At 57.1% G+C, this 24,588-nt stretch carries 19 protein-coding genes and 1 pseudogene; 13 read left to right on the top strand and 7 right to left on the bottom strand.

Annotated features, from left to right (window positions below; all coding sequences use genetic code 11):
* Positions 1–292: 292 nt before the first annotated feature.
* The 3 genes from AVCG78_RS09155 to AVCG78_RS09145 all read left to right on the top strand — a co-directional run bounded on the left by AVCG78_RS09155 (position 293) and on the right by AVCG78_RS09145 (position 3,820).
* Positions 293–697 carry a hypothetical protein gene (locus AVCG78_RS09155; RefSeq protein ID WP_234665051.1) on the top strand — a complete coding sequence of 135 codons (405 nt, stop codon included), beginning with the start codon at positions 293–295 and terminating at the stop codon, positions 695–697.
* The gene (locus AVCG78_RS09150) at positions 694–2,541 is read left to right on the top strand and encodes an AAA family ATPase (protein ID WP_071204266.1); all 1,848 of its coding nucleotides are present in this window, start codon (positions 694–696) and stop codon (positions 2,539–2,541) included. The genes AVCG78_RS09155 and AVCG78_RS09150 overlap by 4 nt, the downstream gene beginning before the upstream one ends.
* A gap of 112 nt (positions 2,542–2,653) precedes the next feature.
* On the top strand, positions 2,654–3,820 hold the full coding sequence (locus AVCG78_RS09145; RefSeq protein WP_071204264.1) for a hypothetical protein: 1,167 nt from the start codon (positions 2,654–2,656) through the stop codon (positions 3,818–3,820).
* Between the two features lie 72 nt (positions 3,821–3,892).
* Here the strand turns inward: AVCG78_RS09145 and AVCG78_RS09140 are convergent, their stop codons facing one another.
* The 3 genes and pseudogenes from AVCG78_RS09140 to AVCG78_RS09130 all read right to left on the bottom strand — a co-directional run bounded on the left by AVCG78_RS09140 (position 3,893) and on the right by AVCG78_RS09130 (position 6,940).
* Positions 3,893–4,204 (bottom strand): hypothetical protein, encoded by a 312-nt coding sequence (locus tag AVCG78_RS09140; protein ID WP_071204262.1) that lies wholly within the window; start codon positions 4,202–4,204, stop codon positions 3,893–3,895.
* Positions 4,204–4,650: pseudogene (locus tag AVCG78_RS09135) on the bottom strand (hypothetical protein); the annotation flags it as partial. The gene AVCG78_RS09140 and the pseudogene AVCG78_RS09135, both read right to left, overlap by 1 nt.
* A 55-nt stretch (positions 4,651–4,705) precedes the next feature.
* Positions 4,706–6,940 (bottom strand): nSTAND3 domain-containing NTPase, encoded by a 2,235-nt coding sequence (locus AVCG78_RS09130; RefSeq protein WP_071204260.1) that lies wholly within the window; start codon positions 6,938–6,940, stop codon positions 4,706–4,708.
* Positions 6,941–7,252: 312 nt separating this feature from the next.
* Here AVCG78_RS09130 and AVCG78_RS09125 point away from each other — a divergent pair, with 312 nt between their 5' ends.
* From AVCG78_RS09125 to AVCG78_RS09110, 4 genes are all read left to right on the top strand, one after another.
* Positions 7,253–7,756: a LysR family transcriptional regulator gene (locus AVCG78_RS09125; protein WP_071204258.1), complete on the top strand. Its 504-nt coding sequence runs from the start codon at positions 7,253–7,255 to the stop codon at positions 7,754–7,756.
* 332 nt (positions 7,757–8,088) lie between these two features.
* Positions 8,089–9,228: a ComEC/Rec2 family competence protein gene (locus AVCG78_RS09120; RefSeq protein ID WP_071204256.1), complete on the top strand. Its 1,140-nt coding sequence runs from the start codon at positions 8,089–8,091 to the stop codon at positions 9,226–9,228.
* A 2-nt stretch (positions 9,229–9,230) separates the two neighbouring features.
* On the top strand, positions 9,231–11,471 hold the full coding sequence (locus AVCG78_RS09115; protein ID WP_071204255.1) for a ThiF family adenylyltransferase: 2,241 nt from the start codon (positions 9,231–9,233) through the stop codon (positions 11,469–11,471).
* Complete coding sequence (locus AVCG78_RS09110) at positions 11,464–12,597, top strand: patatin-like phospholipase family protein (protein ID WP_071204253.1); 1,134 nt, start codon at positions 11,464–11,466, stop codon at positions 12,595–12,597. Before AVCG78_RS09115 ends, AVCG78_RS09110 begins: the two co-directional genes overlap by 8 nt.
* A 115-nt stretch (positions 12,598–12,712) precedes the next feature.
* Here the strand turns inward: AVCG78_RS09110 and AVCG78_RS09105 are convergent, their stop codons facing one another.
* The 3 genes from AVCG78_RS09105 to AVCG78_RS09095 form a co-directional block, all read right to left on the bottom strand.
* Positions 12,713–13,288 carry a hypothetical protein gene (locus AVCG78_RS09105; protein WP_139191384.1) on the bottom strand — a complete coding sequence of 192 codons (576 nt, stop codon included), beginning with the start codon at positions 13,286–13,288 and terminating at the stop codon, positions 12,713–12,715.
* 15 nt (positions 13,289–13,303) lie between these two features.
* Complete coding sequence (locus AVCG78_RS09100; protein ID WP_071204248.1) at positions 13,304–13,648, bottom strand: hypothetical protein; 345 nt, start codon at positions 13,646–13,648, stop codon at positions 13,304–13,306.
* 224 nt (positions 13,649–13,872) lie between these two features.
* Complete coding sequence (locus AVCG78_RS09095; RefSeq protein ID WP_071204246.1) at positions 13,873–15,276, bottom strand: hypothetical protein; 1,404 nt, start codon at positions 15,274–15,276, stop codon at positions 13,873–13,875.
* 196 nt (positions 15,277–15,472) lie between these two features.
* On the opposite strand from AVCG78_RS09095, the gene AVCG78_RS09090 reads away from it, so the two are divergent.
* From AVCG78_RS09090 to ilvC, 3 genes are all read left to right on the top strand, one after another.
* Complete coding sequence (locus AVCG78_RS09090) at positions 15,473–17,002, top strand: hypothetical protein (RefSeq protein ID WP_071204244.1); 1,530 nt, start codon at positions 15,473–15,475, stop codon at positions 17,000–17,002.
* 445 nt (positions 17,003–17,447) lie between these two features.
* The gene (locus tag AVCG78_RS09085) at positions 17,448–18,071 is read left to right on the top strand and encodes a TetR/AcrR family transcriptional regulator C-terminal domain-containing protein (RefSeq protein WP_041698078.1); all 624 of its coding nucleotides are present in this window, start codon (positions 17,448–17,450) and stop codon (positions 18,069–18,071) included.
* 57 nt (positions 18,072–18,128) lie between these two features.
* On the top strand, positions 18,129–19,148 hold the full coding sequence (gene ilvC, locus AVCG78_RS09080) for a ketol-acid reductoisomerase (protein WP_015916424.1): 1,020 nt from the start codon (positions 18,129–18,131) through the stop codon (positions 19,146–19,148).
* Between the two features lie 348 nt (positions 19,149–19,496).
* Here ilvC and AVCG78_RS09075 read toward each other — a convergent pair whose 3' ends face one another.
* A complete protein-coding gene (locus AVCG78_RS09075) occupies positions 19,497–20,369 on the bottom strand; it encodes a MerR family transcriptional regulator (RefSeq protein WP_071204242.1) in 873 nt (290 codons plus the stop codon).
* 410 nt (positions 20,370–20,779) lie between these two features.
* Here AVCG78_RS09075 and AVCG78_RS09070 point away from each other — a divergent pair, with 410 nt between their 5' ends.
* The 3 genes from AVCG78_RS09070 to AVCG78_RS09060 all read left to right on the top strand — a co-directional run bounded on the left by AVCG78_RS09070 (position 20,780) and on the right by AVCG78_RS09060 (position 24,461).
* Entirely contained in the window at positions 20,780–22,456 is a 1,677-nt protein-coding gene (locus AVCG78_RS09070; RefSeq protein WP_071204240.1) for a methyl-accepting chemotaxis protein, read from the top strand.
* 257 nt (positions 22,457–22,713) lie between these two features.
* On the top strand, positions 22,714–23,469 hold the full coding sequence (locus tag AVCG78_RS09065; protein ID WP_071204235.1) for an NUDIX hydrolase: 756 nt from the start codon (positions 22,714–22,716) through the stop codon (positions 23,467–23,469).
* A gap of 74 nt (positions 23,470–23,543) precedes the next feature.
* Positions 23,544–24,461 carry a PhzF family phenazine biosynthesis protein gene (locus AVCG78_RS09060; protein ID WP_015916420.1) on the top strand — a complete coding sequence of 306 codons (918 nt, stop codon included), beginning with the start codon at positions 23,544–23,546 and terminating at the stop codon, positions 24,459–24,461.
* Positions 24,462–24,588: the final 127 nt, after the last annotated feature.

The raw sequence follows: 24,588 nt of genomic DNA, 5'->3' as shown, positions 1-24,588 counted from the left end.
GAAGCTCGATCACCGACAACCTCGACAGGACTGATGAGAACGCCGCCACCGCGGCCGCCGTCACTCTGTCTTTGGATTTGTCATGCGTATCGAGAGTTCTTCAGGCCGCGGCGGCAACACGCCGTCGATCGTTGCTGTTCCATTTCCTCCCAAGGCTACGATCAAGTGCGTTGGATCGCCAGCTTTCCGAACGAGGGGCGCACGAGATCTTGCATGCCTTCTCGATGTCGATCCGGATGTTGAAAAGTGGCAGTGCCTGCCATCCGAACTCCGGTGCGGGGAGGCGGCTCATGTGCCCGACTTTCTCGTGACTTATGTCACCGGGCGGAGATCCATCCTGGATGCGGCCGAGAATGGCGAGGCATGGATAGGCAACGCAGCCGACGAGGCGGGCTATTCCCACGAATTCATTACCCGCCGACAGCGGGAAAGTGGCTGGAGGCTCCGAAATGCGCGGGATCTCCTGCGATACGGGAACCATGTCTGCCCGCTCGGAGACCGGATCAGAGTCCTTGCCACTCTCGATGAAGTCGGATCCTTCAGCTTCGCGGAAGGGCTGACGCTCTTTCGGGAGATTCCGCCAGTCGCGGGTCTGGCAACGCTCGTCCTTCAGACGATACTTTCGGTCGATCTCGATGAAGCCCTGATAGGCCCGGACACCATTGTCCGGCGCGGCAATGGGGAGATCGGACGATGAAGACCGTCAATGTCGATTCCGACACCCAGATCAAGGTCGCCGTCTGCAGGCCTGCGATCCGCAATGCCTTGCGACGTGCTGGCATCCGCAAGAACAGACACATGTCGCTCGCTCTTGTCGCACCTCCGGATGCCACTCTGCAGGACTACGTCGATGCGCTGAAGGCGGAACTTGGCGCAACCGGCCTCAAGAAGGATTTCAGGATCACATTGTTCGCTACCACAGCGCGGAAGAAGGAGTGGGCATGGGAAGAAGTCGCGGCGGCGCTTTCCGACGCTGACGGCGTGATCGCCCTGATCCCGTTCGGGGTCTCCATACCACCGGATATCGCGGTCGCTCTTGACATGGTCGTGTCCGTCGGACCGATCCGCCCGATACATCTCGCAAGCGCGATACGTACGGTCTTCGACGTAACCGCCACCACAGAGCAGTCAAGAAGACTGCTGACTTACCCTCGCGCGATGTTGCTGAAAGCTCTGCGAAGGGGACGCTCGATCGAGATGGTCCTTGCACGACTTGAGGGTTTGCCGCCAGAGAAGCCGAAGATCGAGGTCTCGACGATGGGCGTCGAAGATCTTCCAGGCTTCGGAGAGGCTAAGACTTGGGCGATGAATCTCGCTGTCGACCTCAAGGACTGGCGTAACGGCATTGTCAAGTGGTCCGATGTGGATTGCGGACTGCTCCTGAGCGGACCTCCGGGTGTTGGAAAGACAATGTTCGCTGCGGCTGTGGCCAAAACCTGCGATGCCTCGTTCGTATCGGCATCCAGTGCTCAGTGGCAGTCCGAGGGACATCTCGGCGACTATTTGCAGGCGATGCGGAAGACTTTCCGCGAGGCTGCGGAGAAGGCGCCGACGATCTTGTTTCTCGACGAGTTCGACGCGGTCGGCGACCGATCCCGGTTTTCGGGAGACAACGCCTCCTATGGGGTGCAGGTCGTGAACGGATTGCTCGAGGCCCTGGATGGTGCCAAGGGCAGGGACGGTGTCGTGGTCATCGCGGCGACTAACCACCCCGAGGCGATCGACCCCGCATTGCGTCGACCGGGCCGATTGGACCGGCACATCTTTGTTCCTCTGCCCGACTACGACGACCGAAAAGCGATCCTCGCGCTGCATTTGGGAGCCGAGATTCCTGATGAAGTCATCGCCGCTGTCGCGAAGGCGACAACGGGATACTCGGGTGCGGACCTCGCCCAGCTCGCGAAGGATGCCCGCAAGACGGCCCGTCGGGCGCGGAGAGGGATCAGTGGGGAGGATTTGCTTTCTGCAGCACCTCCGCTGGTCGCTGTCGATGAAGAGGTTCGAAGGGCTTCCAGCCTCCATGAAGCCGGGCACGCATTGGTAGGCCTCGAACTTCAGGTCGGGGAGATTGTCATGATTGCCGTTCCAAAGGTGGTTCCGGCTCGTGGCGACAGTCTTGGATATGTGGGCTGGAACCGTGCGACGGTCGTGCATCGTCACGAGCAGTCCTATCGGGATGAAATCGCCATGCTCCTGGCGGGAAGGGCTGCGGAGCAAGAGGTCCTGGGTCGATCGTACGCAGGGTCGGGTGGAGCGATGGGATCCGATATCCAGCGCGCCACCGATCTCGCCACGATGATGGTCGGCAGCCTGGGGATGGGGTCGCTGCTTTACAATGATGCGACTTCATCGAAGGATCTTGCCGACCTGCGCAGGAATGATGGCTTTGTCCGGAGGCGTGTGGAGCGGCTACTCGATGCTGAAATGGTGAGAGCGCGGCAGATCATTCGGACGAAACGTAATCATATCGACATTCTAACGGACGCGCTTCTCAGGGATGAGGTGCTTGCGGGCGATAGGGTGGCGCGATTGCTGATGTAGCGACGGCCTTTAAGGAGACAGTGGGTTTCAACTTCACCGAGTTGGATGGGTTTCGGTTTTAGAGAAGGATTTGGACTTTCAACTTTACCGAACGTTGCGATATCCTCAACGCATGACGCTCGAACAATTCACAGCCCAGCTCAACGCGACTACTTTCTGGAAGGAATTTACCTTCTCCCAGACCAGGTTCGTTCCGCGACCCAAGGTCGAGGTCGAGCTTGCCGACGGCATCGTCAAGATCGGATCACTAGGGTTCGTTTTCCAGCTTAAGGAGCGGACCGAGGCGACTGAGGATCCGGAAATCGAACGTCGATGGTTCAAGCAGAAGGTTCTCCGCAAGGCGAAGGATCAGATTAAAGCCTCGCTGCGATACCTGTCGGAAAACGAGAAAATCCATCTCACGAACGATCAGGGTCACGAAGTCGAAGTGATGGGGCGGGACCTTCGGGACATAAAGAAGGTCATCGTGTATTTTCCAGGTCGCTTGCTTCCTGAAGACTGCTGGGCGACGCAATACGTCATTTCCGGAGAGGCGGGCTTCATCCACGTAATTGCGGCCAACGACTATCTCGGTGTCCTGGACAAGCTCCTGCTGCCAGATGATGTTCGCCTGTATTTCGAGTACCGGGAAGCAGCGCTGCTCCGCCTCAAGCAGGCCGGAACCGTCGTCACAGAACCCGACATCATGGTTGGATTCCTTGCGGACAAGGATCTGCCGCAGCCGGGATCGATTGAATCATTACGTGACTTCGTGCAGGACCTCGAAAGCTTCGATCTTTCATACCTCATGTATAACCTTCGCGATCACATCGTGCACAGCGGCCAGGGCAACGACTATTATCGCATCATGGAGGAATTCGCGCGGGTCCCGCGTTCTGTCTGGCGGGAGTTCAAGAAACGGCTGATGATCTGCCTGGATGCTGCGCGCATGGGTGAGTTCCGTCGACCGCTCAGGCTCGCGTTCCCGCGTACCGACTGCGCATTCATGATTGCTGCAATGGATCCCAAATGGCCGGTGAGGGGGCCCGAGGGCATCGAGATGCGATCGAAGGCGCTGGCGATGTACACGCAGGCAGCGAAGTACGATCTCAAGACCGGGGTCGGCGTTGGGCTACTGATCTCCAAGGATGGCGCCTCGGTAAGCCTCGATTGGTGTCACGTGGACGCTCCATGGAAGCCGGACAGCAAGATGGAGGAACTCATCCGCGAAACGCAGATGTTCGGCCCGGTCCGCGACATGAAGGTGGACAGCTTTCTGTTCCGGGGCGGTCCGGCATAGTCCCTAGACATGTTGATTGATAAGCTGGAGGCGGGACCGCTCGCCGCCTGACGGCTATCTCAATCTCGATGATCAGAAGCTATATTCAGCGAACTCAGGCCAGGTCAGTACCAGCCCGTATTCGCCACTCCTGAACATCGTCATGACATCCTTTCGCTGCTGCGGATCTTCTAGGCGGTGATCGAACTCAAGCATCTGATCGAGTGTGATGAAGGTGCTCTCCCGCGTGTCCCATTTCGCCGCATGCGACATCTTCGTTCGGAACGTGTTCCGGAGGTTGACGAACTCCGATACGGCGTTCCTGGCGTGACGGTAGCGCCAGTTCGAGCTGGACATTTCCCCGGCAAGCTCGAAATCGATTTCGTGCGGGACATTGTCTGGCAATCATCGACAGCTCCACGATCGAGAAGGTCCTCGACGACCCTCGGGTCGAAGACATGGAACGTGATCTGGCGCGCCCTGCCTGCTAGCCTGACGGTTCTCGTCCCGGCACTCGGGAGGCGGCCGTCGGCAAGCCAACGATGCCGCTCACTTGTCTTCATGCCGAGAATGTCCTGAATCTCGCGAGGAATGACGGGGAGGGTTGGCGCGTCCGCCATCGTCTTGGAAACCACCGACACCGCGGCGTTGAAGGCAGTTCTGTCATCGGTCGGCATCGCTAGAACCAGATCGACACCTTCCAGTGAGATCGCCTTTTTCGACGTCTTTGGCAATCTTGCCTGAATCTCTTGGAGGATACCTTTGGCACGGATCAAGGATCCCATGGTGATGTCAGCCGTCAAGGTCCACGTCCTCAGCAGCTCGCTGTCGTTCTTATCTGATTTCGGCATGCGATCTAAATGGTGCAGTTTTCGCGGTCGATCAATCCCTAGGCAACTGCAGTCTTCATGGGTCGCCAGAGGTGCTTCTGAGGCTTTCGAAGATGGATCTGATTTCGTGAGTGGCCATGTCCTTTTCGCCGGAGTGGCCCCAGAAGGACGAACCGTCCCCATCGGGGCGGTCGTCTTCGAACAGCCTCTCTTTCCGTCGTTGGAAGGCGGAGACGGCTTCGCTTGGATCGTAGCCGCGGCGCCTTGCAAATCGCAGGTAATCCTCTTCGAACTCCTCGACCTCCGAGAGGGTGTCGAAGTTCGTCAGATCATCCCTGATATTGCAGGTCTCATATGTGTTCAGGGCTTCGAAGATGCTGTTTTTTGCAAGCTCCGGATCCTTGCCATACGTTTCAATCGCTTCGGTTAGGCTTACGATGTCTTCGAACGGGAGGTGCCTGGCCTCGACGGCAAGCAGCTTCGCGCAGGTGCGAGTCGCCATTTCGGACAAACGTTCGCCGACCTCCGATGGAAGGCCGTTCGAAGCAGCGTCTTCCAGGAGCTGGCATGCCTCGCTCACATGATCGCTGTTGAGACCCAGCAAAGCCAGGGTTTCGATCGCTGAAATGACGTGTTCGAGAAAGGGGTCGGACGGAAAGTCGTCGTACAGCATCATCGCGAGCGAGAGGTGCTGGTATGCCGTCGTGGCTGTATTTTTTGATACCCGGTTAAGCGCAGCAAGCCAGGTCACTTCCATGGCGTTGCGGCCGTGCTCTGCTCGAGCGCCAGCAGCGATGGAGTGGCATTCCTCGAGCTCCTTGTAATTCGCGGCTGCGCTGACGGCATGTTCCATTAGGCCGTCCCCTGTGATTATGCGCTGCATGAAATCGCGCAATCCAGGATTCGCGAAGGCGACATGCCCGTCGGAAAGCGTGATTGCGGATCCTTCGATCTCCCGGAATGCGTCCCGGAAACGAGGTTCGAAAGATGCTCTCGGGATGGCGGAGTCCATCGCCACGGAAGTCCGCGCAAACACGTCCCTCAACTGGTCCATCGGAAGACCGCCTCCAGCGATAGTCGTGGCAATCAGGAGCAGTTTCGCATCGTCGCTCAGGTGACGGCGGTAGGGGGCCTCCCAGAGCCGTTCCGGATTGTCGAGAACTGCCTGTATCGCCAAGGCCGCTGGCCCTTCAGCCATATCCATGTATTTGCGCGAAGTGATCACTTCTATGAGGCGCGGATTGAAGTTTCGGTGGTCGATGATCTTCAAATAGAAATCATCTGCAAGCAGGCTATCAATCTGTGGCTCCTCCAGCTCGGAGAAGAAAAGATGATTGTAAAGGATCCGCGCCCGAATCCCTCTCGTGTATTGCCCCACGTCGAGAACAAACTGGCGCGCGTCGAGGTTTCTGGCATCAAGTCGCGGCGAAATCATCCCGGCCTGGGAAAAAATGTAATCCCTCGTCGTTAGGATAAACCGCAAGTCCTTGTGTGTCGTGATCCGCGCGAGGAGCGGTGGCAGGCGTGCGTCAATCCCTCGGACATGGTCGGCCGACAAACGGACCTGGCCAAGGAAGTCGTCGAAAAAGATGACGCGCTTCTTGCCTTCCGTCGCGACCTGCACGGCTTCCTCGACGCTGTCCACCACATGAATGTTCCAACCTTGCTCGGCGTGCCTCCATAGCAGCATCCGCGCGAGTGTCGTTTTCCCCACGCCAGGCGGTCCGGAGATAATAAGGGCGCCGGTCTTATCCAGCAGGCTTTCCGCTTGCTGGACGCTTTGATTGTTCACGAACCGAGGAACGACACGCTGTATGATGTCGAGCTCTGACGCAGTTCTGTTGTAGACCCCGCTTTGCAGTATCCGCTCGAGAACGCCCGTGCTGGCGAGCCAGAGCTTGAAGTGCTGGGCTTCAATCTCCGGATGCCGCGACAGGAGGTTGTTCAAATCCTCCTGTCCGATGATGTCGCTGACCACGAGTGGAACGTCCGGCATGGCCTCGACGATGCGCCGTTTCAGATCCTGGGTCATGCTCTGGGATGTCGCCACAACATATCTCAGAGGTTGGAGGAGGCGCGCCTTCTCGTTTTCCTTCCGGAGTTCCCGCACGAGCGCTGCAGCAGATGAGCCTCTCCAGTGCTTCGCCTGGACGATCACGTTGCCAGAACCCTTTGCTAGACGGATATCAATGCCCTTGTCTCGACCTGGTCCAAACGTCTCGAGACGTTCGCCCCACTCCGCCTGAAGCAGGTCGCGGACCAGCTCTTCGAAGTCGAGGAAAGACAGTGTTCGGAAGTCATAATTTGGCATGGGATTCGGCTGGTTCTATGTCGTGGAAGTATTGATACTCAGGCTCGGAACTCTTATCAACCAATCGTTGTCGGCTGCGGTGGGATTTTCTGTAATGTTATCGCCATGATGGCAGCGGTATTTTTCTTCAGTTTCCGACCGCGGGTTCCGATGATATTGCGAGGGAGGCATGTCAGCGCCGACGCTACTTCGCACAAGTGAAGTAGCGCTATCAGCGGATCCGATGACCTTGGTCGTCTGGGCGAGTTATTGGTCGCGACTCTCGGGTGTTATTCGAAATGCCTGCCTGTAGTCTGATCGACGGAAGCCAGAATGTACCGCTGGACCGAGTTTCAGGTCTTTGTCAGCCTCGTCGAGGAACGAAGCATGACGCGGGCCGCGGCTGCATTGAACCTCTCGGTTTCCGGCGTCAGCCGCCACCTTCTGAACCTGGAAACGCGCCTAGGAGCGAGGCTTTTCCATAGATCGACGCGTCAACTCAGTCTCACCAGCGAGGGCCAGACGCTGTATGCGGATGCGAAAGATCTCCTAGCTACGTGGGAGATGCCCGAGGCCAACGTTATCGATCATTCGCACGCTCCAACCGGACACCTGCGCGTCGGTGCCTCACTGTCGTTCTCACTCTTGCACCTTATGCCCGTCGTGGCGCAATTCCGCCAGCTCTACCCTGCTGTGTCCATCGAGATCCTCTCTTCGAACCGATATTACGACATCATAGAAAACGGGCTCGAACGGTGGAGTTGGCATCGCGGATGCTCGGTGATTTCGAGATGTGCGCCGCATAGTGGATGTTCTCCACTGAAACCAGCCGGATGATCGCATCCGCCGTCCCTGTCGCTTCTGTGCCCTCCATGTCGACATTCGGGATCTCGTGGTCCTTAAGGATTCTTGACTTTGGGGAGCGGCGGGGCGCGGTGAGATGCGACATCGGAACCGGAGGGATCCATCGCAGCAAGGCGCCATTTGCCGCCGGGAAGCGCTGAAGACTAACCGCTGGCGGCGGTCATCGAAAACGCACGCGAACATTCCAGAGGAAAACGTGAACAAAATGAGCGTGCGCCCTTGCGCCAAAGTGAGGCGAAAACCATCTTCAAGGCGGGATACTTAAAATTGTAGTGAATGCGGCTCGACGACGAGGGACACGGCGAATGACGGCATACATGAAATTCTTCCCGACCGGGAATGCGGATACCACTTTCATACAGCTTTCCAACAATCAGGTAGTCCTCTTGGACTACGCTCATATGCGCAACGCTGCGGATCCTTACGACAAGCGCATCGACCTCCCTTCGGCTATCCGGGAAGCGATGGACGATGCGGGTCAGGAATCTTTCCGAGTGGTCGCGTTCACGCATCTCGACAAGGACCACATCTACCGATCCAGCGAATTCTTCTGGTTCGATCACGCTGCAAAATACCAGGGCGGTGACCGCCTGAAGATCGACGAACTCTGGGTTCCCGCCGGGGCGATAACAGAGATGTCGCTTGATGATGATGCGAGGATCATTCGGCAGGAGGCGCGCCATCGGCTCATCAAGGGCAGCGGGATCAAGGTTTTCTCCCGTCCGGAAACCCTCGCTTCGTTTCTCGAGGAAAACGACCTGACCATTGCCGACCGCGAGCACTGCATCGTCGACGCGGGCAAACTCGTTCCCGGATTCGACAAGTGGGGGCCGGAAGCAGCCGAATTCTTCGTGCATAGCCCATTCGCATGGCGGACTGATGCTGGTCTGATAGACCGCAACCAGGGATCCATCGTGGTCCATATGACGATGCGCGAAGGATTGAGCGAGACCTATGCCCTCCTCGGCGCCGACATCGACCACGAAAGCCTTTCGCAGATCGTGCGGACCAGCCGCGACCACGGCAACGAACATCGGCTGCACTGGGATGTTCTGAAGCTCTTCCACCATTGCTCCTATCTTTCCCTGTCGCCGGACAAGGGCGAGGACATCACGGAGCCCGTGGAGGACGTTAAGTGGCTCTTCGAGGAGCTCGCCCGGAAGCACGAAAAGATCATCTCTCCGAGCTGGCCGATCCCGGCGAAGGGGACGGCCGATGATGAGGATCCCCAGCCGCCGCATCGCCAGGCAGCCGCCTACTACCGCAAGATCATCAAGGATTCGGACGGCGAGTTCCTGGTGACCATGGAAACTCCTACGCAAGGCAAGCCGAAACCGATCCGTCTCAAGATTACGGCCCAGGGTGTTTCCGTCATGATGGCCGCCGCTGCCACGGCGACCAGCGTGGCCGCATCCACCCCGACCAGAGCGGGCCGGACGGGGTGAAGATGTACTGGCAGCCTGACGAGTCGGAAGTGGTCGATTTCAGTGACCTCGCCAGCCAGCTTGCGAGGTCACTGGTAGAATACATCCGCGGACCCGGTGCAAACTATGTCTCGTTTGGTGAATGCCGTCGCTTCAAGGACTGGGATCTCGTGTCCTTCGACCTTGCGACCGAGCGTCCGCAGCGGCCAGTCTACGACATCCGTCCCGTCGAGGCGGTGACGGTCTGTTTCCAGCGTTCGCCACCCGGAGGTTTTTCGGTTCTCGTGGCTCGCCCGGACTTTCCCGATACGCCCCACCAGAGCCTCATGATCGAAGGCTTTCCGGCTGGTCTCTGCATCGACGACAGGCCATGGCAGGACACCAAGAGCTTCTACACTGCCGCAGAACTCATGGGGCGGATCAGTACGTGGTTCGAGAAGGCGTGCCAGGGCGAACTTCACGGCGCTGCGCAACCGCTCGACCCCATGTTCCTTCCGGAAACCACCACAGAGATCATTCTTAAATCGGACTTCTGGGCAGCCGCGGAGAGCAATTCCCCGCTCTTCATATGGGCCGCGGACCGCGAGGTCAGATGCCTTTTCATATCCGGCAGGAGGCCTGACGATGTCGTGGGTGACAACGTCCGCCTGATGGCACTTCATTGTGCGATACAGCCGCAGCAGATGGCGCGTATGAAACGCGCTCCGCGGAACCTCGGAGAGTTGAGCGATCTCCTGTCCGGCGCAGGCGTGGATTTCCAGAACATCCTTCAGAGGAGGATCAACGACTGGGTTCAGGGGCGGAAGGAAGACGGTGAGGGGGTGCGCCTTACGTGCTTTCTCGTGACCATGCCGCAGGTCAACCCAGCCACCGGGGAGGTCGGTGTCAGTGAGACGGTGGCGTTCGTCTCCGGGTTCAGTCCAGGCGATATCGGCGAGCAGATGGGGTTCCTCTATCGCAACGCGAGCGGTGAAGCGAAAGAGGTGAACTTCCTTCCCACGGTCGGCGCGACCGCAAGTATGGAGAACGCGCGCGACATACCTGTCACGATGTCCTTCGTGCACAGCGAGTTTGATGCGGAGGGCGCTGCCATCCTTTCGGGTGGCGATCATGCAGACAGCCGCCGAATGTTGATGATTGGAGCGGGCTCCGCTGGCTCGGCCATATCCGAGATCCTGGTTCGTCAGGGTCTTTTCAAATGGTCGCTGGCAGACCACGACACGCTGCTCCCGCACAACGTTGCCCGGCATACGCTCAACAACCAGTTCGTTGGAAAGAAGAAGGCCGTCGCACTTGCGGGCCGCCTCCATCACATAAGGACGGATGTCGATGTCCGGCCGATCGTGGAGAATGTGCTCGCGCCTAAGGACAAAGCCGTGCTCGACGAGAGGATCGCTGAAGCCGATCTCATCCTTGATGCGTCCGCTTCCGTTCCCGTTGCACGCTGGGTGTCCGACCTTCCCGGTTCGGCGCGTCGCATGTGCGCTTTCTTCTCCCCAGACGGAAATTCCGGAATTGTCATGATCGAGGATGAAGCCCGATCGGTCACTCTGCTGGACCTCGAGGCGGCCTATCTCCGCGAGATCCTGACGAACGACGTACTCGAAGACCATCTCGGTCCCGCCGACAGGATGCAGTACACCGGGGCATGCCGCGCGCTGACGAACCGTATTCCCATGGCGGCGATACAAACCCTTTCGGGCCTGATCGCCGCGGAGATCGCGATCGGATGTAAGACCGCGGAAGCCTCTCTCAAGATCTGGACGATGAGCGCGTACGGCGTATCGGTTACTTCAGTGGTCTGCGACACCTGTCAGGTATCGGAGAAGGGTTGGATGGTTTCGATGCCTGCATCCCTGAGGAATGAGCTGATCCAGAAACGAAGTGCCGCCCTTCCTCACGAGACTGGCGGCCCGCTGATGGGGATGATCGATTTTGAGCGGAGGCGGATCGATGTCGTCGGAGCGCTCCCGCCTCCAGACGACAGCATCGGTACCACCAGCTCGTTCACCAGAGGCGTCTCCAAGCTGAGAATGGACATCGAGGCCGCCGCGACCAGGACTGGCAATCAGATCCGTTATATTGGCGAGTGGCACTCCCATCCGGACGGCGTGTCTTCCGCGCCGAGCAGAACCGATCTCGCCCAGATTCGTCAGTTGAAGGCAGCCATGGAGATTGAAGGTCTTCCCGCCATTTCGCTGATCGTGTCTGCCAGCGATCTCACCGCTTTGATCGGTGGCTCAAGGAGTGCGACGAATGAATGATGCCGACCTGCCGCCGAGGATCGGTCTGGCTCTCTCGGGCGGCGGCGTTCGGGCGGCCGTCTTCCATCTCGGTGTTTTGCGGCACCTCGCTTTGCGCGGCGATCTGGAGAACGTCACCCAGATCTCGACTGTTTCCGGTGGCAGCCTGATAGTCGGTGCTGTCTTCTCACATGCCGGACTGCGTTGGCCGACCTCGAAACAGTTTCTGGACGAGATCTATCCCGAGCTTCGATCACGGCTCACCGGTGGTGATCTTTTCTCGGTAACAGCATTGGGCTGGAAAGGGATCCTGCGCGAAAACTACCGTATCGCCGTACGGAGGGCGGAGATCCTTCCTCGACTTCTCGAGCAGCAATGGGGTGTCCGCGGCTCCCTGAATGATCTCCCTGAGACACCGGAGTGGCACATCAACACCACGTCCTTCGAGACTGGCAAGAACTGGCGCTTTTCCAAGAAGATGATGGGCGACTGGCAGTTCGGCCGCCACTATAGTCCGGACGTTCCGATCTCCTTCGCGATCGCAGCGTCGGCCGCCGTTCCATATGCGATCGGCGCGCTCCGGCTCAACCTTCCAGAACACGGCTGGTGGCAAACCGATCCAGCAACCAGGAAGCCGATCCAGAAGACCCGACCGTCATTGCAGAGCGTGAGGCTCTGGGATGGCGGAGCCTACGAGAACATGGGGCTGGAGGCGATCTACAAACCCGTGGAGGGCTTGCTGGGCTGCGACTTTCTGATCTGTAGCGATGCCTCAGGTCCGCTAGGCCCGCCGAGGAAGCTCTCATTGTCAGGATTGCTTCAGGGAAAGCTTGCGTCGCCGCGCCTCTTTGACATCGCCAGCGATCAGATCAGAGCACTTAGATCCCGAATGCTGATGGGATCGATAGCGCGCGGCGAGGTGAGGGGCATCCTGGTGAAGATGGGGACTCCGATGCGGCAGTTCGGGATCCCGGAAGATGAACTCGCGGATCTACTCACGGACGAGCAGGCGGGTCTGTCGCTGAACTATCCGACAAACCTGACGAAGGCCACGGAACCGGAATTCGACATGATTACGCGACATGGCGGCGAGGTTTGCGCGGCGACCTTGAACGCATACGGGGCTGAATTCAGCCGTCGAGATTAGCGTGAAAGGACCGTCTCGCCGAGGACGATTGCAACAAGCGAAACGTAAGATGGAAGGCAGACCTAATCTCCGGAGACGAACTCGATGGCTGTCATGTTCGATAGTCGCCGTTCCCTTAGAAAAGTGTATGGCCCAGTATCTTGATTCTCTTGGGATTTCTAACGTTCACCATGACCGTCGACTGGTCGAAGAGCCAGGAGTCAGCGGCAACGGGATTGCCTTCCGCAAACGCGGCGATAATGGAATCCACAGGCTGGCCGGAGTTCTCTAAATTCTGGACCAATGCGTTGACCGCCGCGCAGTCGCGGTAGTTATAGCCGACCTTCGAAAGGTCATAAGAGGACGGGTTGTAGAGATGCCCCGGGCCGACCTGGGACAAGCTATTAGGCACGGCCCGATATGCATCTCTCAGGAGATCCCAATAGCCCACATCCAGGAGATTCATGCAGTTATCAAGAGAAACCGACACTTTGAACAACGCCGCTTTGGTTGTCGTGCCGCTTTTTCTCGAACGCCTCGCTGCGACTGTCTTCGCCCAGTCTATCGCGCGATCAGGCGCTTCCCAGGAGAAGTATGCTCCAAATCCCAACCATGAAGCGCTTCGCGTAGTCGGCATGAAGCCAGATGCGTAAATATTGGCGACGCAATCTTCCGAGGTACCGTGGTACCCAGTCAATGTTACAGTATCCAAAACTTATCCTGGAGTTCAATGCGGATGGGAGGACTTGAAATCCTGATATTCCGTCCGGGCTGACCGCGTCAAACCAAAACGCCTGTCGATTACCTCAAGGCAGGCAATATTGTCGTCGCGAATAGCGTCACCATTCGAGAGCCGGGTCCGAATACCGACCAGCGTGTTCTCCGACAGACCGTCAAGCAGGTTCGGCGTGCGCAACTGGGCCAAAGGCATCGCAGCAGGCACCTTTGACTGTTGCTTCTCACGCGTGAACACTTTCACCGACAATTGGACTAACTGAGAAACAGCCGAAATGACCACCAGGACAGGCGTGAACATCTTCAACAGGGCGCCAATTATGTCGAAATGCAGCATGTGTCACCTAGGTCACGGATGGCGTTTATAATAGGCCACAACGCGACTAGAGACAACAGGGAGAGGCCGCGGCCACATTCAGGGATCGACATACGATCGTGCCTCTGTATCTCGAACCGACCAAATGTGCCGGTTACCGGATAGCGGGCGACCGTCTTGGCTGGACGAATCCAATCAATCGCCTCCGGTATGATGTTTCGGCGGACGCGACAGTTTCCATTGGTTCATCGGCGCAGTGTGCGAAATGATCTCGACGGTGGAGCCGACGTAATTTCCTGCAAGTGAAGCTCGTTGATGCGATCTGGTGCTCTCTGCATCAGGTGCTTCCGGACTCGCTCTCTGATCTTCGGCAATCTGGCGAATCCTTCCTCACGAAGGCGGAGCATCGGCCCCTCGAATTCCATCTCAGATAGGAGCACGATCAGATCCAGGGCGACCTCATCCGTCGATGATGCTGCGATCGAGCGGTCGGCCGAGATGAGGTTACTAAGCACCTCGGCTTCTCCTTCGGGGCTGACGCGTTCTATTCTTCCCCATAGCTTCCCTAGTACGAGGTTATGGAGGACATCAAGGGTCATGCTTTCCAGTACGGCAGGATGGCTGCCACAAAGTTCAACGATATTGAGTAGCAGCATGAAATAGTCGTCGACGAAGTTCCTACGTGTTTCCAGGTCTACACCCCGAAGGTCCGTCACCAACCGCGAGTAAAACTGCACGATTTCCTGAGCCAACGGGCCAGACAGATCTTCACGGGCATCACGGCAGAAATCCGAGATCAGCTTGATGAGACGGTCTCGACCTTCCTCTTTGGGCCATGCTTTTAGAAGGAGATCCGGGCGAAGTGACAGAACAGTCAGTAAGTGTCGGTGGCGCTCCTTGGTGAACATCGATTCCTTCGTAATCGTGCGATGGACTGCGTCGAAGATCCATGCATACGACGCATCCGAATCTTCTTCGAAGGAAAGGATCACCAGCGCTCGAAGGAAAAGCGTCGCGTTTTTTCTGGCGGTCTCAGGGGTCTTCGAGTTCGTCACCAAACCATTGACGCGATCCACCAGTTGCGTCCGGTGCTGATCAAGGACCTGTGGCAGCAGCCTCTCCACGAATTTCAGCACTCCATCCTCTGACCGGTCCGGAAAGTAGTTTGAATTCTCCATGTCATCAGGCAGCGCCCGTATCAGCAATGACGACGGTGGGGTGAGCTTCCCGATCACCTTATCTCGTGCTGCGGCGACTGCATGGTCGATATCTGCCTGAGATGCGTATATTTCTGTGGGGTGGGCAGCTTTGTTACGGTACCGTAGGATCTGCTCAAGAGCTTCCAATTGATCGCGGTTCGCGAGGAGCTGCTTGTCTCGGAGCTGGTCGATCGCCAGTCGCTCATAGGCCATACTCTGATGAAGGTTGCCTTCGATCTTTGCAAGGATTGCCTTGGCCTCGGGCACCTTCTGATCACTCAGGTCTGCCAGCCATGACCTGATGTAGCTGAAGATGCCTAACCCAAGCATGACAGCGCAAGCTCGGTAGGCCTGTGCTTTATAACACCTGCTTGCCTCCTGCAAATCCTTCAGCACCTTCTCGTCACTGACGAGTGGAAGGAGAGTGTCAAAAGGATTCGCGTGGGTCATGGAGAACTCCTATATCGACTAGGCGTCTCGCATCAGTCGATGAAGATGATGAAGATATTGTTATCGGGCGGCTGCCTTGGCGCTCTGCGAGTGCCGTTTCCACCAAGGCCCGGAGATTGGCCCTGCTTGATGGTGCCGCGTTGTCGCTTGCTAGCATCTTACCGATTCTGTGCAGGTCCACAGGAGATCAAGCACGATGGAACCGACGGTAAACAGGCGCGAGGAATTGCTTCTCAGGAACGCACTGCATCCAGTGTTAAAGGAGCGGCAGCTCGACCTCGCGTTCCATTCTATCGGCGGCCGCACCTATGAGGGGCGGATTTCGCCCAGAGGGAACCAGTTCCAAGACCTTATCTTTACTGCCCATGTGGAGCGGATGCTGCACCTCGGCGACCTCCACCCACTATTCAGGGAAGCCGAAAGAAGAGGCCGTGGAGACTCGCTGGTCGGAACCAGCGTTCGTTTCACCCCGATCCGATCGGAAAGCATCGACGGTACCGACTGGGTCGGCCTCGTTGCGGATGCCGACGTGTCGTTGACATGCGAAGACGGAATGGATGAAGACTTCGTTTCCAGGATCTCCGACTACTTGCGAACGACCTCCCTCGAGAAGAAATCGACATCGTCCCTCAGCGATAAAGCTGTGCCGAGGGACGTGTATGCCGTGTGGAAAGGCTTGTCGAATGTTGCGAGAGAGGGTGGTCAGCTTATCGAGGTACTCGATTCCGGCTGGCCGCTTCCCGGGCTGAAAATCACTGACCGCCTCGGCCAAGTCTTCGTCTTCGATACTAGGTCGCCCTTGACGATTTCGCTCAACGGAGATGTCGTGGAGACAGTATCCCACGATACCAACCTCGACGGCCTATTCTACAGGTTCAAGCAGTTCTACCTTGATCACCCGGATACCGCGCGAGAAAACATGCTGCTCGGTAAAAGCCAGCGTGAGGCCGTGTGGTGGGGTGGTGCACGGAGCGAGGTGCCGACCAGCACCCAAGCGAAAGCGAAACTCGACTCTGCGTCAGTCAGACACTCGCAAGACAGCGAGCTGTTCAAAAGCACGACTGCGTTCTTCGAGATCAAGTCCGGGCTTAAAGACCTGATCGATCAGCGAGGACTTGTCATCAAGCACCAGCAAGATGCACAGGGTCGAGACGTTGTTACCTTCGCCCCCCGCGATACGAGCTTCGCGCCGCTGGCGATCAATGTTACGTTTCCTGCCAACCCAAAGGGGAGCAATGTCCTGCTGGATAATGCTAGGCTGAAAATCTCCAAGGTTCAGGCTGTCCCTATGGGGGAGACTGGCTGGGTCGGCTACCGCACCCTGAAGGAACTGGACTTACCAAATGTCAACGATGCCCTCTTCCTCGACCAGATCCGGTCGGCGGTCGAACATGCGGTCATCGAACCGAATACCGCGAAGGTCGACAAGGTCATCCCTAGGCAGGTGTTCGATGTCTGGCACGCCGTAATGTCAGCCGTTCATCAGGAAGGTGTGAGGTTCACGCTCAAGGACATGGGAAAACCGATCCCATTTCTGACCTTCCCCGACAAGACGGGAAGGGAGTTTGCTCTCGATTCCAGGGTGCCTGTTCAGTTATCAATTGATGGTGATGTCGTTCTCACATGTCATCGGCCAGTCGACATCAAGGAATTTGCCCAGCATCTGCGGGACAGTCACTTCAAGGTCGACCAGGAGATTGAACAAGGTGTCTCACTGACAATGTGACGGATGCGCCTCAGCGGCCTAAAGGGCAGGACACTGAGGTGCATCTGCCTCCGATCTTCAATCTTGCGTGGCCATAATCGAACCAACGACAGCCGGATCCGGAAGTGATCGGATGCAGCTCGGTGGCTTCGTTGGCGATCCTTCCCTTGCCACCGAAAGATTTTCTCATCGAGATCCAGACCATTTTTTGGATCAAACGAACCGTAAATTGGACTGCTCTTTCATGTGGCCTGGTCTTGGTCGGAGCGGGTCAAGCCGCTGTTTTTTCGCGAAATAGGCATCGTGACTCGCGTTAAGTGCCCAACGGTATCGTTCGCCCCTGCAGAATGACTCGTTTGAGTGCCCTTATTACACTCAGGCGCTTGACGAGCATTGCGAAGCGCGTTAACAAGAACCGTACCGTACGGTACTTAGATTGAAGGGCTTTCACGTGTCGAGCAATGCCATGCCAACAGCAGAATTTTCTGCACGCCAGAGCGCGGTTCTGGCGGAGGCCCTGCGCCTTTTGGTCGAAGGCGGCGACAAGGCATTGACCACGGCCGGTTTGGCGCGGGCGGCCAATTGCTCCAAGGAAAGCCTTTATAAATGGTTCGGCGATCGCGACGGTCTGCTGTCAGCGATGATTTCCTATCAGGCCAGCAAGGTGCGCACCTTCGAGCGCGCCGGCGAGCGCCTGACGCCGCAGATGCTGGCCGATCATTTGCAGGTTTTCGCCCGCGATTTGCTGGATGTCCTGTCCGGCGAAATCTCGCTGGCGCTGAACCGTCTTGCCATTGGCCAGACCAGTCGCGACGGCTCGAAGCTGGGGCAAATGCTGCTGGAGCGTGGCCGCCGCCAGATCGACCGCCGGGCGAGGGCGCTGCTGGATGCCGGACGACGCGATGGCCTGTTGCGGTTCGAGGACGGCGAGGATGCCTATCGGACGCTTTACGGCCTGATCGTTTCCGATCTTCACGTTCGCCTGCTGCTGGGTGAAAAACCCGAGCCACGAAAATTCGACGCCCGCGCACACAAGGCGGTGTCCGCCTTTCTTGTGTTGCACGGCACGGACAAGACATCGTCAGCGTAAATCCTGGCGAGAAATAAAACACTCAACATCAGACATAGCATAGGGAAGGATAACACAATGCGCGTCTATTATGATCGTGATGCCGATTTGAACCTCATCAAGGCGAAGAAAGTCGCCATCATTGGCTACGGCTCCCAGGGCCGCGCTCACGCGCTGAACCTGAAGGATTCGGGCGCACAGAACGTCGTGATCGCTCTCAAGGCTGGCTCGGCCACCATTGCCAAGGCTGAAGCCGATGGCTTCAAGGTCATGACCGTTGCCGAAGCGGCAGCCTGGGCTGACCTGATGATGATGGCAACTCCGGACGAATTGCAGGCTGACATCTACAAGGCAGACATCGCCGGCAACATCCGTGATGGCGCAGCAATCGCTTTCGCCCACGGCCTGAACGTTCACTTCGGCCTGATCGAGCCGAAGAACACCGTTGACGTTGTGATGATCGCCCCGAAGGGCCCTGGCCACACGGTTCGTGGCGAATACCAGAAGGGCGGCGGCGTGCCTTGCCTCGTTGCCATTCATCAGAATGCCTCCGGCAACGCTCTTGAAGTGGCTCTGTCCTACGCTTGTGGCGTTGGCGGTGGCCGTTCGGGCATTATCGAAACCACCTTCCAGGAAGAATGCGAAACCGACCTGTTCGGCGAGCAGGTCGTTCTGTGCGGCGGTCTGGTTGAGCTGATCCGCGCTGGCTTTGAAACGCTGGTTGAAGGCGGCTATGCGCCTGAAATGGCCTATTTCGAGTGCCTGCACGAAGTGAAGCTGATCGTGGACCTGATCTATGAAGGCGGTATCGCCAACATGAACTACTCGATCTCCAACACCGCTGAGTGGGGCGAATACGTCACCGGTCCGCGCATCATCACTGCTGAAACCAAGGCTGAAATGAAGCGCGTGTTGCACGACATTCAGACCGGCAAGTTCACATCGGATTGGATGCAGGAATACCGCGCTGGTGCTGCTCGCTTCAAGGGCATTCGCCGCATGAACGACAAGCACCAGATCGAAGAAGTCGGTGCCAAGCTGCGCGGCATGATGCCTTGGATCGCTAAGAACCAGCTTGTTGATAAGGCTCGCAACTAATCAGCCTTGAAGGGTTCCTGGCGCTCCAAGCTTTTTTGTCTGCATGCCTTTGGCATTGCGGGGGATCGCCAAGAACCAGCTGGTTGACAAGGCTCGCAACTAATCAGCGTGAACGGTTCTTGACGATCCAAGTTTTTTTGTCTGCGTGCCTTCGGCATCGCGGGGGATCGCCAAGAACCAGCTTGTTGATAAGGCTCGCAACTAATCAGCCTTGCAGGGTTCCTGGCGCTCCAAGTTTTCTTGTCTGCATGCCTTGGGCATTGTGGGGGGCGCTAAGAATCAGCTGGTTATAAGGTCCGCAACGAAGATAAAGCGCCGCTGTCAGCCGACATGCGGCGCTTTATCGTGTCAGAAGCTTTCGCCTTGCAAGGCGATGACGGCCTCTTCGAACTGTTCCATCTGTTGAAAATAGCACACGCCCTCGATGGGAGGCAGGTGCATGAAGGCCGCTCCGCCCAGCCAGAGCGGGATATCCAACGGTAAGCCCTTTCGGATCTCCTTGATCTCTAGCTCAAAATTGCGGATGCGTTTGAAGGCGCCGCTGATGCACACGACGGTCGAGCCGGATTGCCTTGCCATTGCGACGAAATCCTTGGCCGGAAGCTGGGCGCCGAGATACGTGATGTGGATGCCATGGCTGCGGGCGATCAGTGCCGCCACTAGCCCGCCAATATCATGCAATTCGCCTTCAAGCGTGGTGAAGACTATTCTGTGTGAACCGCGCGGCGATGCAAGGAGTTTGAACGCGCCGTTCAACAGCACCCTGACCGAAGACGAGGCGAGATGTTCTGATGCGATGGACAGGTGGCATTCCGCCCAGCGCCGGCCGATTTCCGCCATGAATGGCAGTACGACGTATTTTGAAAAATCAATAGGCCCCAGCGCAATGAAGCGGGTGCTCAGCAGCCGGTCCAATGTCTCTCCATCAAGGGTTTCCACGGCTTTAAAAACAGGCTCCAGGTCGTCCAAACGCTCCTGGTTCATCACGGATCGTTTCAGCTCTTCGTTCGATAAATGGATAATGGAGCCGATCCTTTGCCCATTATCGACGCAGGCCTTCAGCAGTTGCAACCGGACAAGATCCTCATGCCGGTAGATGCGGCGGCCAGTCTCGGTGCGTTTGGGTACGATTGCTGCATAGCGGCGCTCCCAGGCATGCAGGACCAGCTTCGTCAGGCCGGTCTCGTTCACGACTTCACGAAGCGAATACGTCTCCTTCATAGCTCGTCGCCTTAATTTTTATTGTAGTTGCAAATAATATACGGAATGGTCGATGAGATTGCAAATCGACTTTCTGTCTATGTTTGGATAATCGACAGAGCGCCGTCCTCAGCGCGGTGACGACAATTTTGTCGATGCCAGAGGGGCTGAATGCCCTGTGCCGGACGGGCCGTTTTTCTTCTGTGCGTTGACTATTTCTGTTTTTTTTAAATCACTTAGCGATTTTACCATTAAAATTTAGGGGAATTTAAGCGGCCAGAATAACCCGATATTTACTTGGTTTGCATAATATACAATTTTTAGAGATTTCTTCTAATTTAGGAATTGATTGTATATATTTCTGTGTGACACTGATGTCATCAAAGGCGCAGTACGACGCGCTTGCAGATCAAAGGTCGAAGGATTCAGGCATGACTATTTTTGGACTGGGTGCTGATGCCAGATCGGAAGTTTCGGCTCTTCGCAAGTCGCAGGCCGTCATAGAATTCAGCTTGGATGGCACCATTTTGGATGCCAATGACAATTTTTGTCGGGCGCTCGGCTACAGTCTGGCTGAAATCAAAGGCAAGCACCACCGCATGTTCGTCGATGCCAGCGAGGTTGAGACCAGCGATTACCGGAATTTTTGGGAAGGCTTGCGGCAGGGTAAATTCCAGCGCGCCCAATATCGTCGTGTTGCCAAGGACGGTCGAGATGTGTGGATCGAAGCCTCATACAATCCGATAATGAAGGGTGATAGACCCTATAAGGTCGTCAAATACGCCACGGATATCACCGCCGTAAAATTGCAGGCGATGGAGGATGATGCCAAGCTGAAGGCGATTTCGACCTCGATGGCGGTCATCGAGTTTACCCCTGATGGCAAGATCATCACCGCCAATGAAAATTTCTGCAAGGCGATGGGCTATAGTCTGACGGAACTTGTCGGGCGCCATCACAGTCTGTTTTGTGACAAGGCCTATACGTCTTCCACAGACTACACATCTTTCTGGCGCGATCTGGCGGCTGGGCGGACCTTGGCCAATGAGTTCCGGCGCATCGCCAAGGATGGCCACGATGTCTGGATACAGGCCTCCTACAATCCGGTCTTCGACGCACGGGGGAAAGTCTACAAGGTAGTGAAGTTTGCAACCGATGTGTCGAGCAGGATGGATGCTATTTCCCATCTGGGTGCCGCACTGAAGGCGCTGGCGGGCGGCGATCTGACCGGCACGCTGAACAACATGTTCGTGCCGACCATGGAAAAACTGCGGATCGATTTCAACGAAGCCCTCAGCCATTTGCGCAAGACAATGGACGGTGTCGCCCTCAGCGCCCGGTCCATCGCGTCGAGCACCAATGAAATCAAGGAGGCCGCCAACGACCTGTCACGCCGTACCGAAGCACAGGCAGCCTCCGTGGAGGAATCAGCTGCGTCTCTGGAAGAAGTCACCACGACGGTTGCCGACTCCGCCAAGCGTGCCGAGGAGGTTGGCCGGTTGATGGAGCAGACCCGGCTGAATACGGAGCAATCCAGTGTTATCGTCAGGGATGCCGTGGTTGCCATGAATGAGATCGAGCAGTCGTCCGGGCGGATTTCGAGCATTCTGGGCGTCATTGATGAAATTGCCTTTCAGACCAACCTCTTGGCGTTGAATGCCGGTGTCGAAGCGGCCCGCGCCGGTGAAGCAGGCAAGGGTTTTGCGGTCGTCGCCCAGGAGGTCCGCGAACTGGCTCAGCGCTCGGCTTCATCCGCCAAGGAAATCCGGCAGTTGATCAGCACGTCCGGCAAGCAGGTTGACCGTGGCGTGGACCTTGTTGCCCAGACCGGCTCGGCTCTGGAGAATATCCTCAATCAGATCCGTGCCATCGATACCAATGTCACGGCAATTGTTCACGGCACCAAGGAACAGACCACCGCGCTGCGGGAAATCAACAGTTCCGTCAATGTCATCGACCAGTCCACGCAAAAGAATGCAGCGATGGTTGAGGAAACGACGGCGGCGGCATTCTCGCTTTCCAAGGATGCCGATGATTTGTTCCAGATGGTTGCTCAGTTCAAGACGTCTCCGTCAGGCTCGTCGTCATCCTATTCTCGCGCCGCCTGATCCCATAATCCGTCCATTGGTGTTCAACAAGGCGCCGTGCGCTCCATGCGCGCGGCGTTTTGTTTTTTTTGCTATCCATGGATGTATGGGCGGTATGAAACATGGGCAAAACGTGAGGACGTGACGAGACCGTCATCTTTTTGCGCTGCGATGCCTTTACAAAGTCACTCGATCGCAGCGAATAAAGAATGATCTGGTGTCTTTTCAGATCTGCGAGGTCCGTGAACTGCCAGAGACCGGAAAAGAAAGTTTCATCCATGCTGTCCCACGCAAAAGCCATTCTGCCGCAAGCCGCTGACGATCATGTGTCCTGGCCTGCGGATGGAGAAATATTCGATGTGAACCGGCTGGAATTGCGGGTCAAGCCTGGAGATCATCCGTTTCATACCGCGCATCGCGATGCCATTCACCGAAATTGGCAGGCCGAGTCGGCGGCCAATCCCGCCCTTTTCGATGGTGCCATGGTCTTGTTCGACGAATTGCAGATCGGGCAGGGAGCGGTGACTGGCGCGGGACACCTTATCCCTTATTCGACCTTTTTGTTTTGGCGTCGTCAGGCTGAGCCACAGAGCGGCTATCACCTGTTTGGGTTTCCTGTGCTGATTTCGTCCGATGGTGCCTTGATCGCGGTGGAAATGGCCGCTCACACCGCCAATGCAGGCCGGGTCTATTGTCCGGCGGGCTCGCTCGATGCATCGGATATTATCGATGCGATGGTCGATGTCGATGCCAATATGCGCCGCGAAGTGCAGGAAGAAACCGGACTGTCGGTGGATGATGCGGTGATCGATCCGCAATTGCGAGGCTATCGTCGAGGCCGTCGGGTCACGCTGTTTCGGGTGTTTCGTCTGGCCTTGACCACTCAGGCGATTTTCGAGCGAATCGCCGCTCATATGGCGGTGGATGAGGAACAGGAAATTGCCCGCGCCGTAGCCATTCGCTCGGCGGATCGCAATGCGCATGATTACACGCCAGACATGTATCCCCTGCTGGATTGGATTTTTCCCGGCTAAGTGGCTGGTTCGCCTTGCATGGCTGGCGCTGCTCGTGCAGTTTGCTGGCATTGTAACGGCGACTGGAGGCTTGTTTGGCTCGACACTATTGCATTTACGACGTCTTCACCGACAAAAAGCTGTGCGGCAACCCTTTGGCAATCGTGTTCGATTGCGAGGATCTCGATGACGATGCGTTGCAGGCGATAGCGCGGGAATTCAATCTCTCGGAAACCGTTTTTGTCTTTCCGTCCGTCAATGTCGCGCATGTGGCGCGTATCCGGATTTTCACCCCCGGGCGCGAGCTTCCCTTTGCCGGTCATCCCACGGTTGGCACGGCGATCGGCCTAGCGGAAAAGGCGCATCAGGATCGTGAGGGGCCGCTCGATCTGGTGTCGGTGATCGATGAAAAGATTGGTCCGGTGCGCTGTGCCGTCAGCCTGAGGCCGGGTGAGGCGAGTTTTGCCGAATTCGATCTGCCGAAAACCTCCACCCAGATTCAACTGCCGCTCGACCGCCAGGGCATCGCCGATGCGCTTGGCCTGAAGCCGAACCAATTGCTTTTCGAAAACCATTTGCCGTCGATCTGGTCGGCTGGCGTGCCTTTCCTGCTCATTCCGGTCAGCAGTCTGGGAGATGTCGAAAGCATCGAGTTCGATCCGCAACTCTGGGAGCGGGCCGCTCCTTTCTGTGACGGCGCGCTGACCTCGGCCTATGTCTATTGCCGTGGTGGTGTTCACCACGCGGCGGACTTTCACGCCCGGATGTTTTCCCCCGATATGGGCATAGCCGAGGACCCGGCCACAGGCTCGGCGGTGGCGGCGCTATCCGGCGCTATCCAGCATTTCGACGCGCTGCCAGACGGCCACCATCCGCTGCTGATCGAGCAGGGCGTGGAAATGGGGCGCCCCTCCTTCATCCATCTGCATATCGATACCAAGGAAGGCAAAGTTTTCCGCGCTCGCATCGGCGGCACCGCCGTCCGCATCGCTTCCGGCATGCTCGACATTTGATTTTCCTTGGTTTTTTCGAGTTTTGATTTTTTTTGCTGTTTCATGTCATTTTTTTCGAAACGGCGCTGGACAAGGGGAGACAACCCCTTTATATCCCCGCTCACGGCAGCGATGAAGCACAAACGAA

It is taken from the genome of Gillisella vitis, from assembly GCF_021559775.1.
GTDB lineage: Bacteria > Pseudomonadota > Alphaproteobacteria > Rhizobiales > Rhizobiaceae > Allorhizobium > Allorhizobium ampelinum.
This window is presented reverse-complemented; position numbering and strand designations above follow the sequence as displayed.

Bases quoted from the DNA above. Each gene is read 5' to 3' on its own strand.
- AVCG78_RS09150 (WP_071204266.1), top strand. From the start codon at position 694: ATGAAGACCGTCAATGTCGATTCCGACACCCAGATCAAGGTCGCCGTC.
- AVCG78_RS09145 (WP_071204264.1), top strand. From the start codon at position 2,654: ATGACGCTCGAACAATTCACAGCCCAGCTCAACGCGACTACTTTCTGG.
- AVCG78_RS09130 (WP_071204260.1), bottom strand. From the start codon at position 6,940: ATGCCAAATTATGACTTCCGAACACTGTCTTTCCTCGACTTCGAAGAG.
- AVCG78_RS09125 (WP_071204258.1), top strand. From the start codon at position 7,253: ATGTACCGCTGGACCGAGTTTCAGGTCTTTGTCAGCCTCGTCGAGGAA.
- AVCG78_RS09120 (WP_071204256.1), top strand. From the start codon at position 8,089: ATGACGGCATACATGAAATTCTTCCCGACCGGGAATGCGGATACCACT.
- AVCG78_RS09115 (WP_071204255.1), top strand. From the start codon at position 9,231: ATGTACTGGCAGCCTGACGAGTCGGAAGTGGTCGATTTCAGTGACCTC.
- AVCG78_RS09110 (WP_071204253.1), top strand. From the start codon at position 11,464: ATGAATGATGCCGACCTGCCGCCGAGGATCGGTCTGGCTCTCTCGGGC.
- AVCG78_RS09100 (WP_071204248.1), bottom strand. From the start codon at position 13,648: ATGCTGCATTTCGACATAATTGGCGCCCTGTTGAAGATGTTCACGCCT.
- AVCG78_RS09095 (WP_071204246.1), bottom strand. From the start codon at position 15,276: ATGACCCACGCGAATCCTTTTGACACTCTCCTTCCACTCGTCAGTGAC.
- AVCG78_RS09090 (WP_071204244.1), top strand. From the start codon at position 15,473: ATGGAACCGACGGTAAACAGGCGCGAGGAATTGCTTCTCAGGAACGCA.
- AVCG78_RS09085 (WP_041698078.1), top strand. From the start codon at position 17,448: ATGCCAACAGCAGAATTTTCTGCACGCCAGAGCGCGGTTCTGGCGGAG.
- ilvC (WP_015916424.1), top strand. From the start codon at position 18,129: ATGCGCGTCTATTATGATCGTGATGCCGATTTGAACCTCATCAAGGCG.
- AVCG78_RS09075 (WP_071204242.1), bottom strand. From the start codon at position 20,369: ATGAAGGAGACGTATTCGCTTCGTGAAGTCGTGAACGAGACCGGCCTG.
- AVCG78_RS09070 (WP_071204240.1), top strand. From the start codon at position 20,780: ATGACTATTTTTGGACTGGGTGCTGATGCCAGATCGGAAGTTTCGGCT.
- AVCG78_RS09065 (WP_071204235.1), top strand. From the start codon at position 22,714: ATGCTGTCCCACGCAAAAGCCATTCTGCCGCAAGCCGCTGACGATCAT.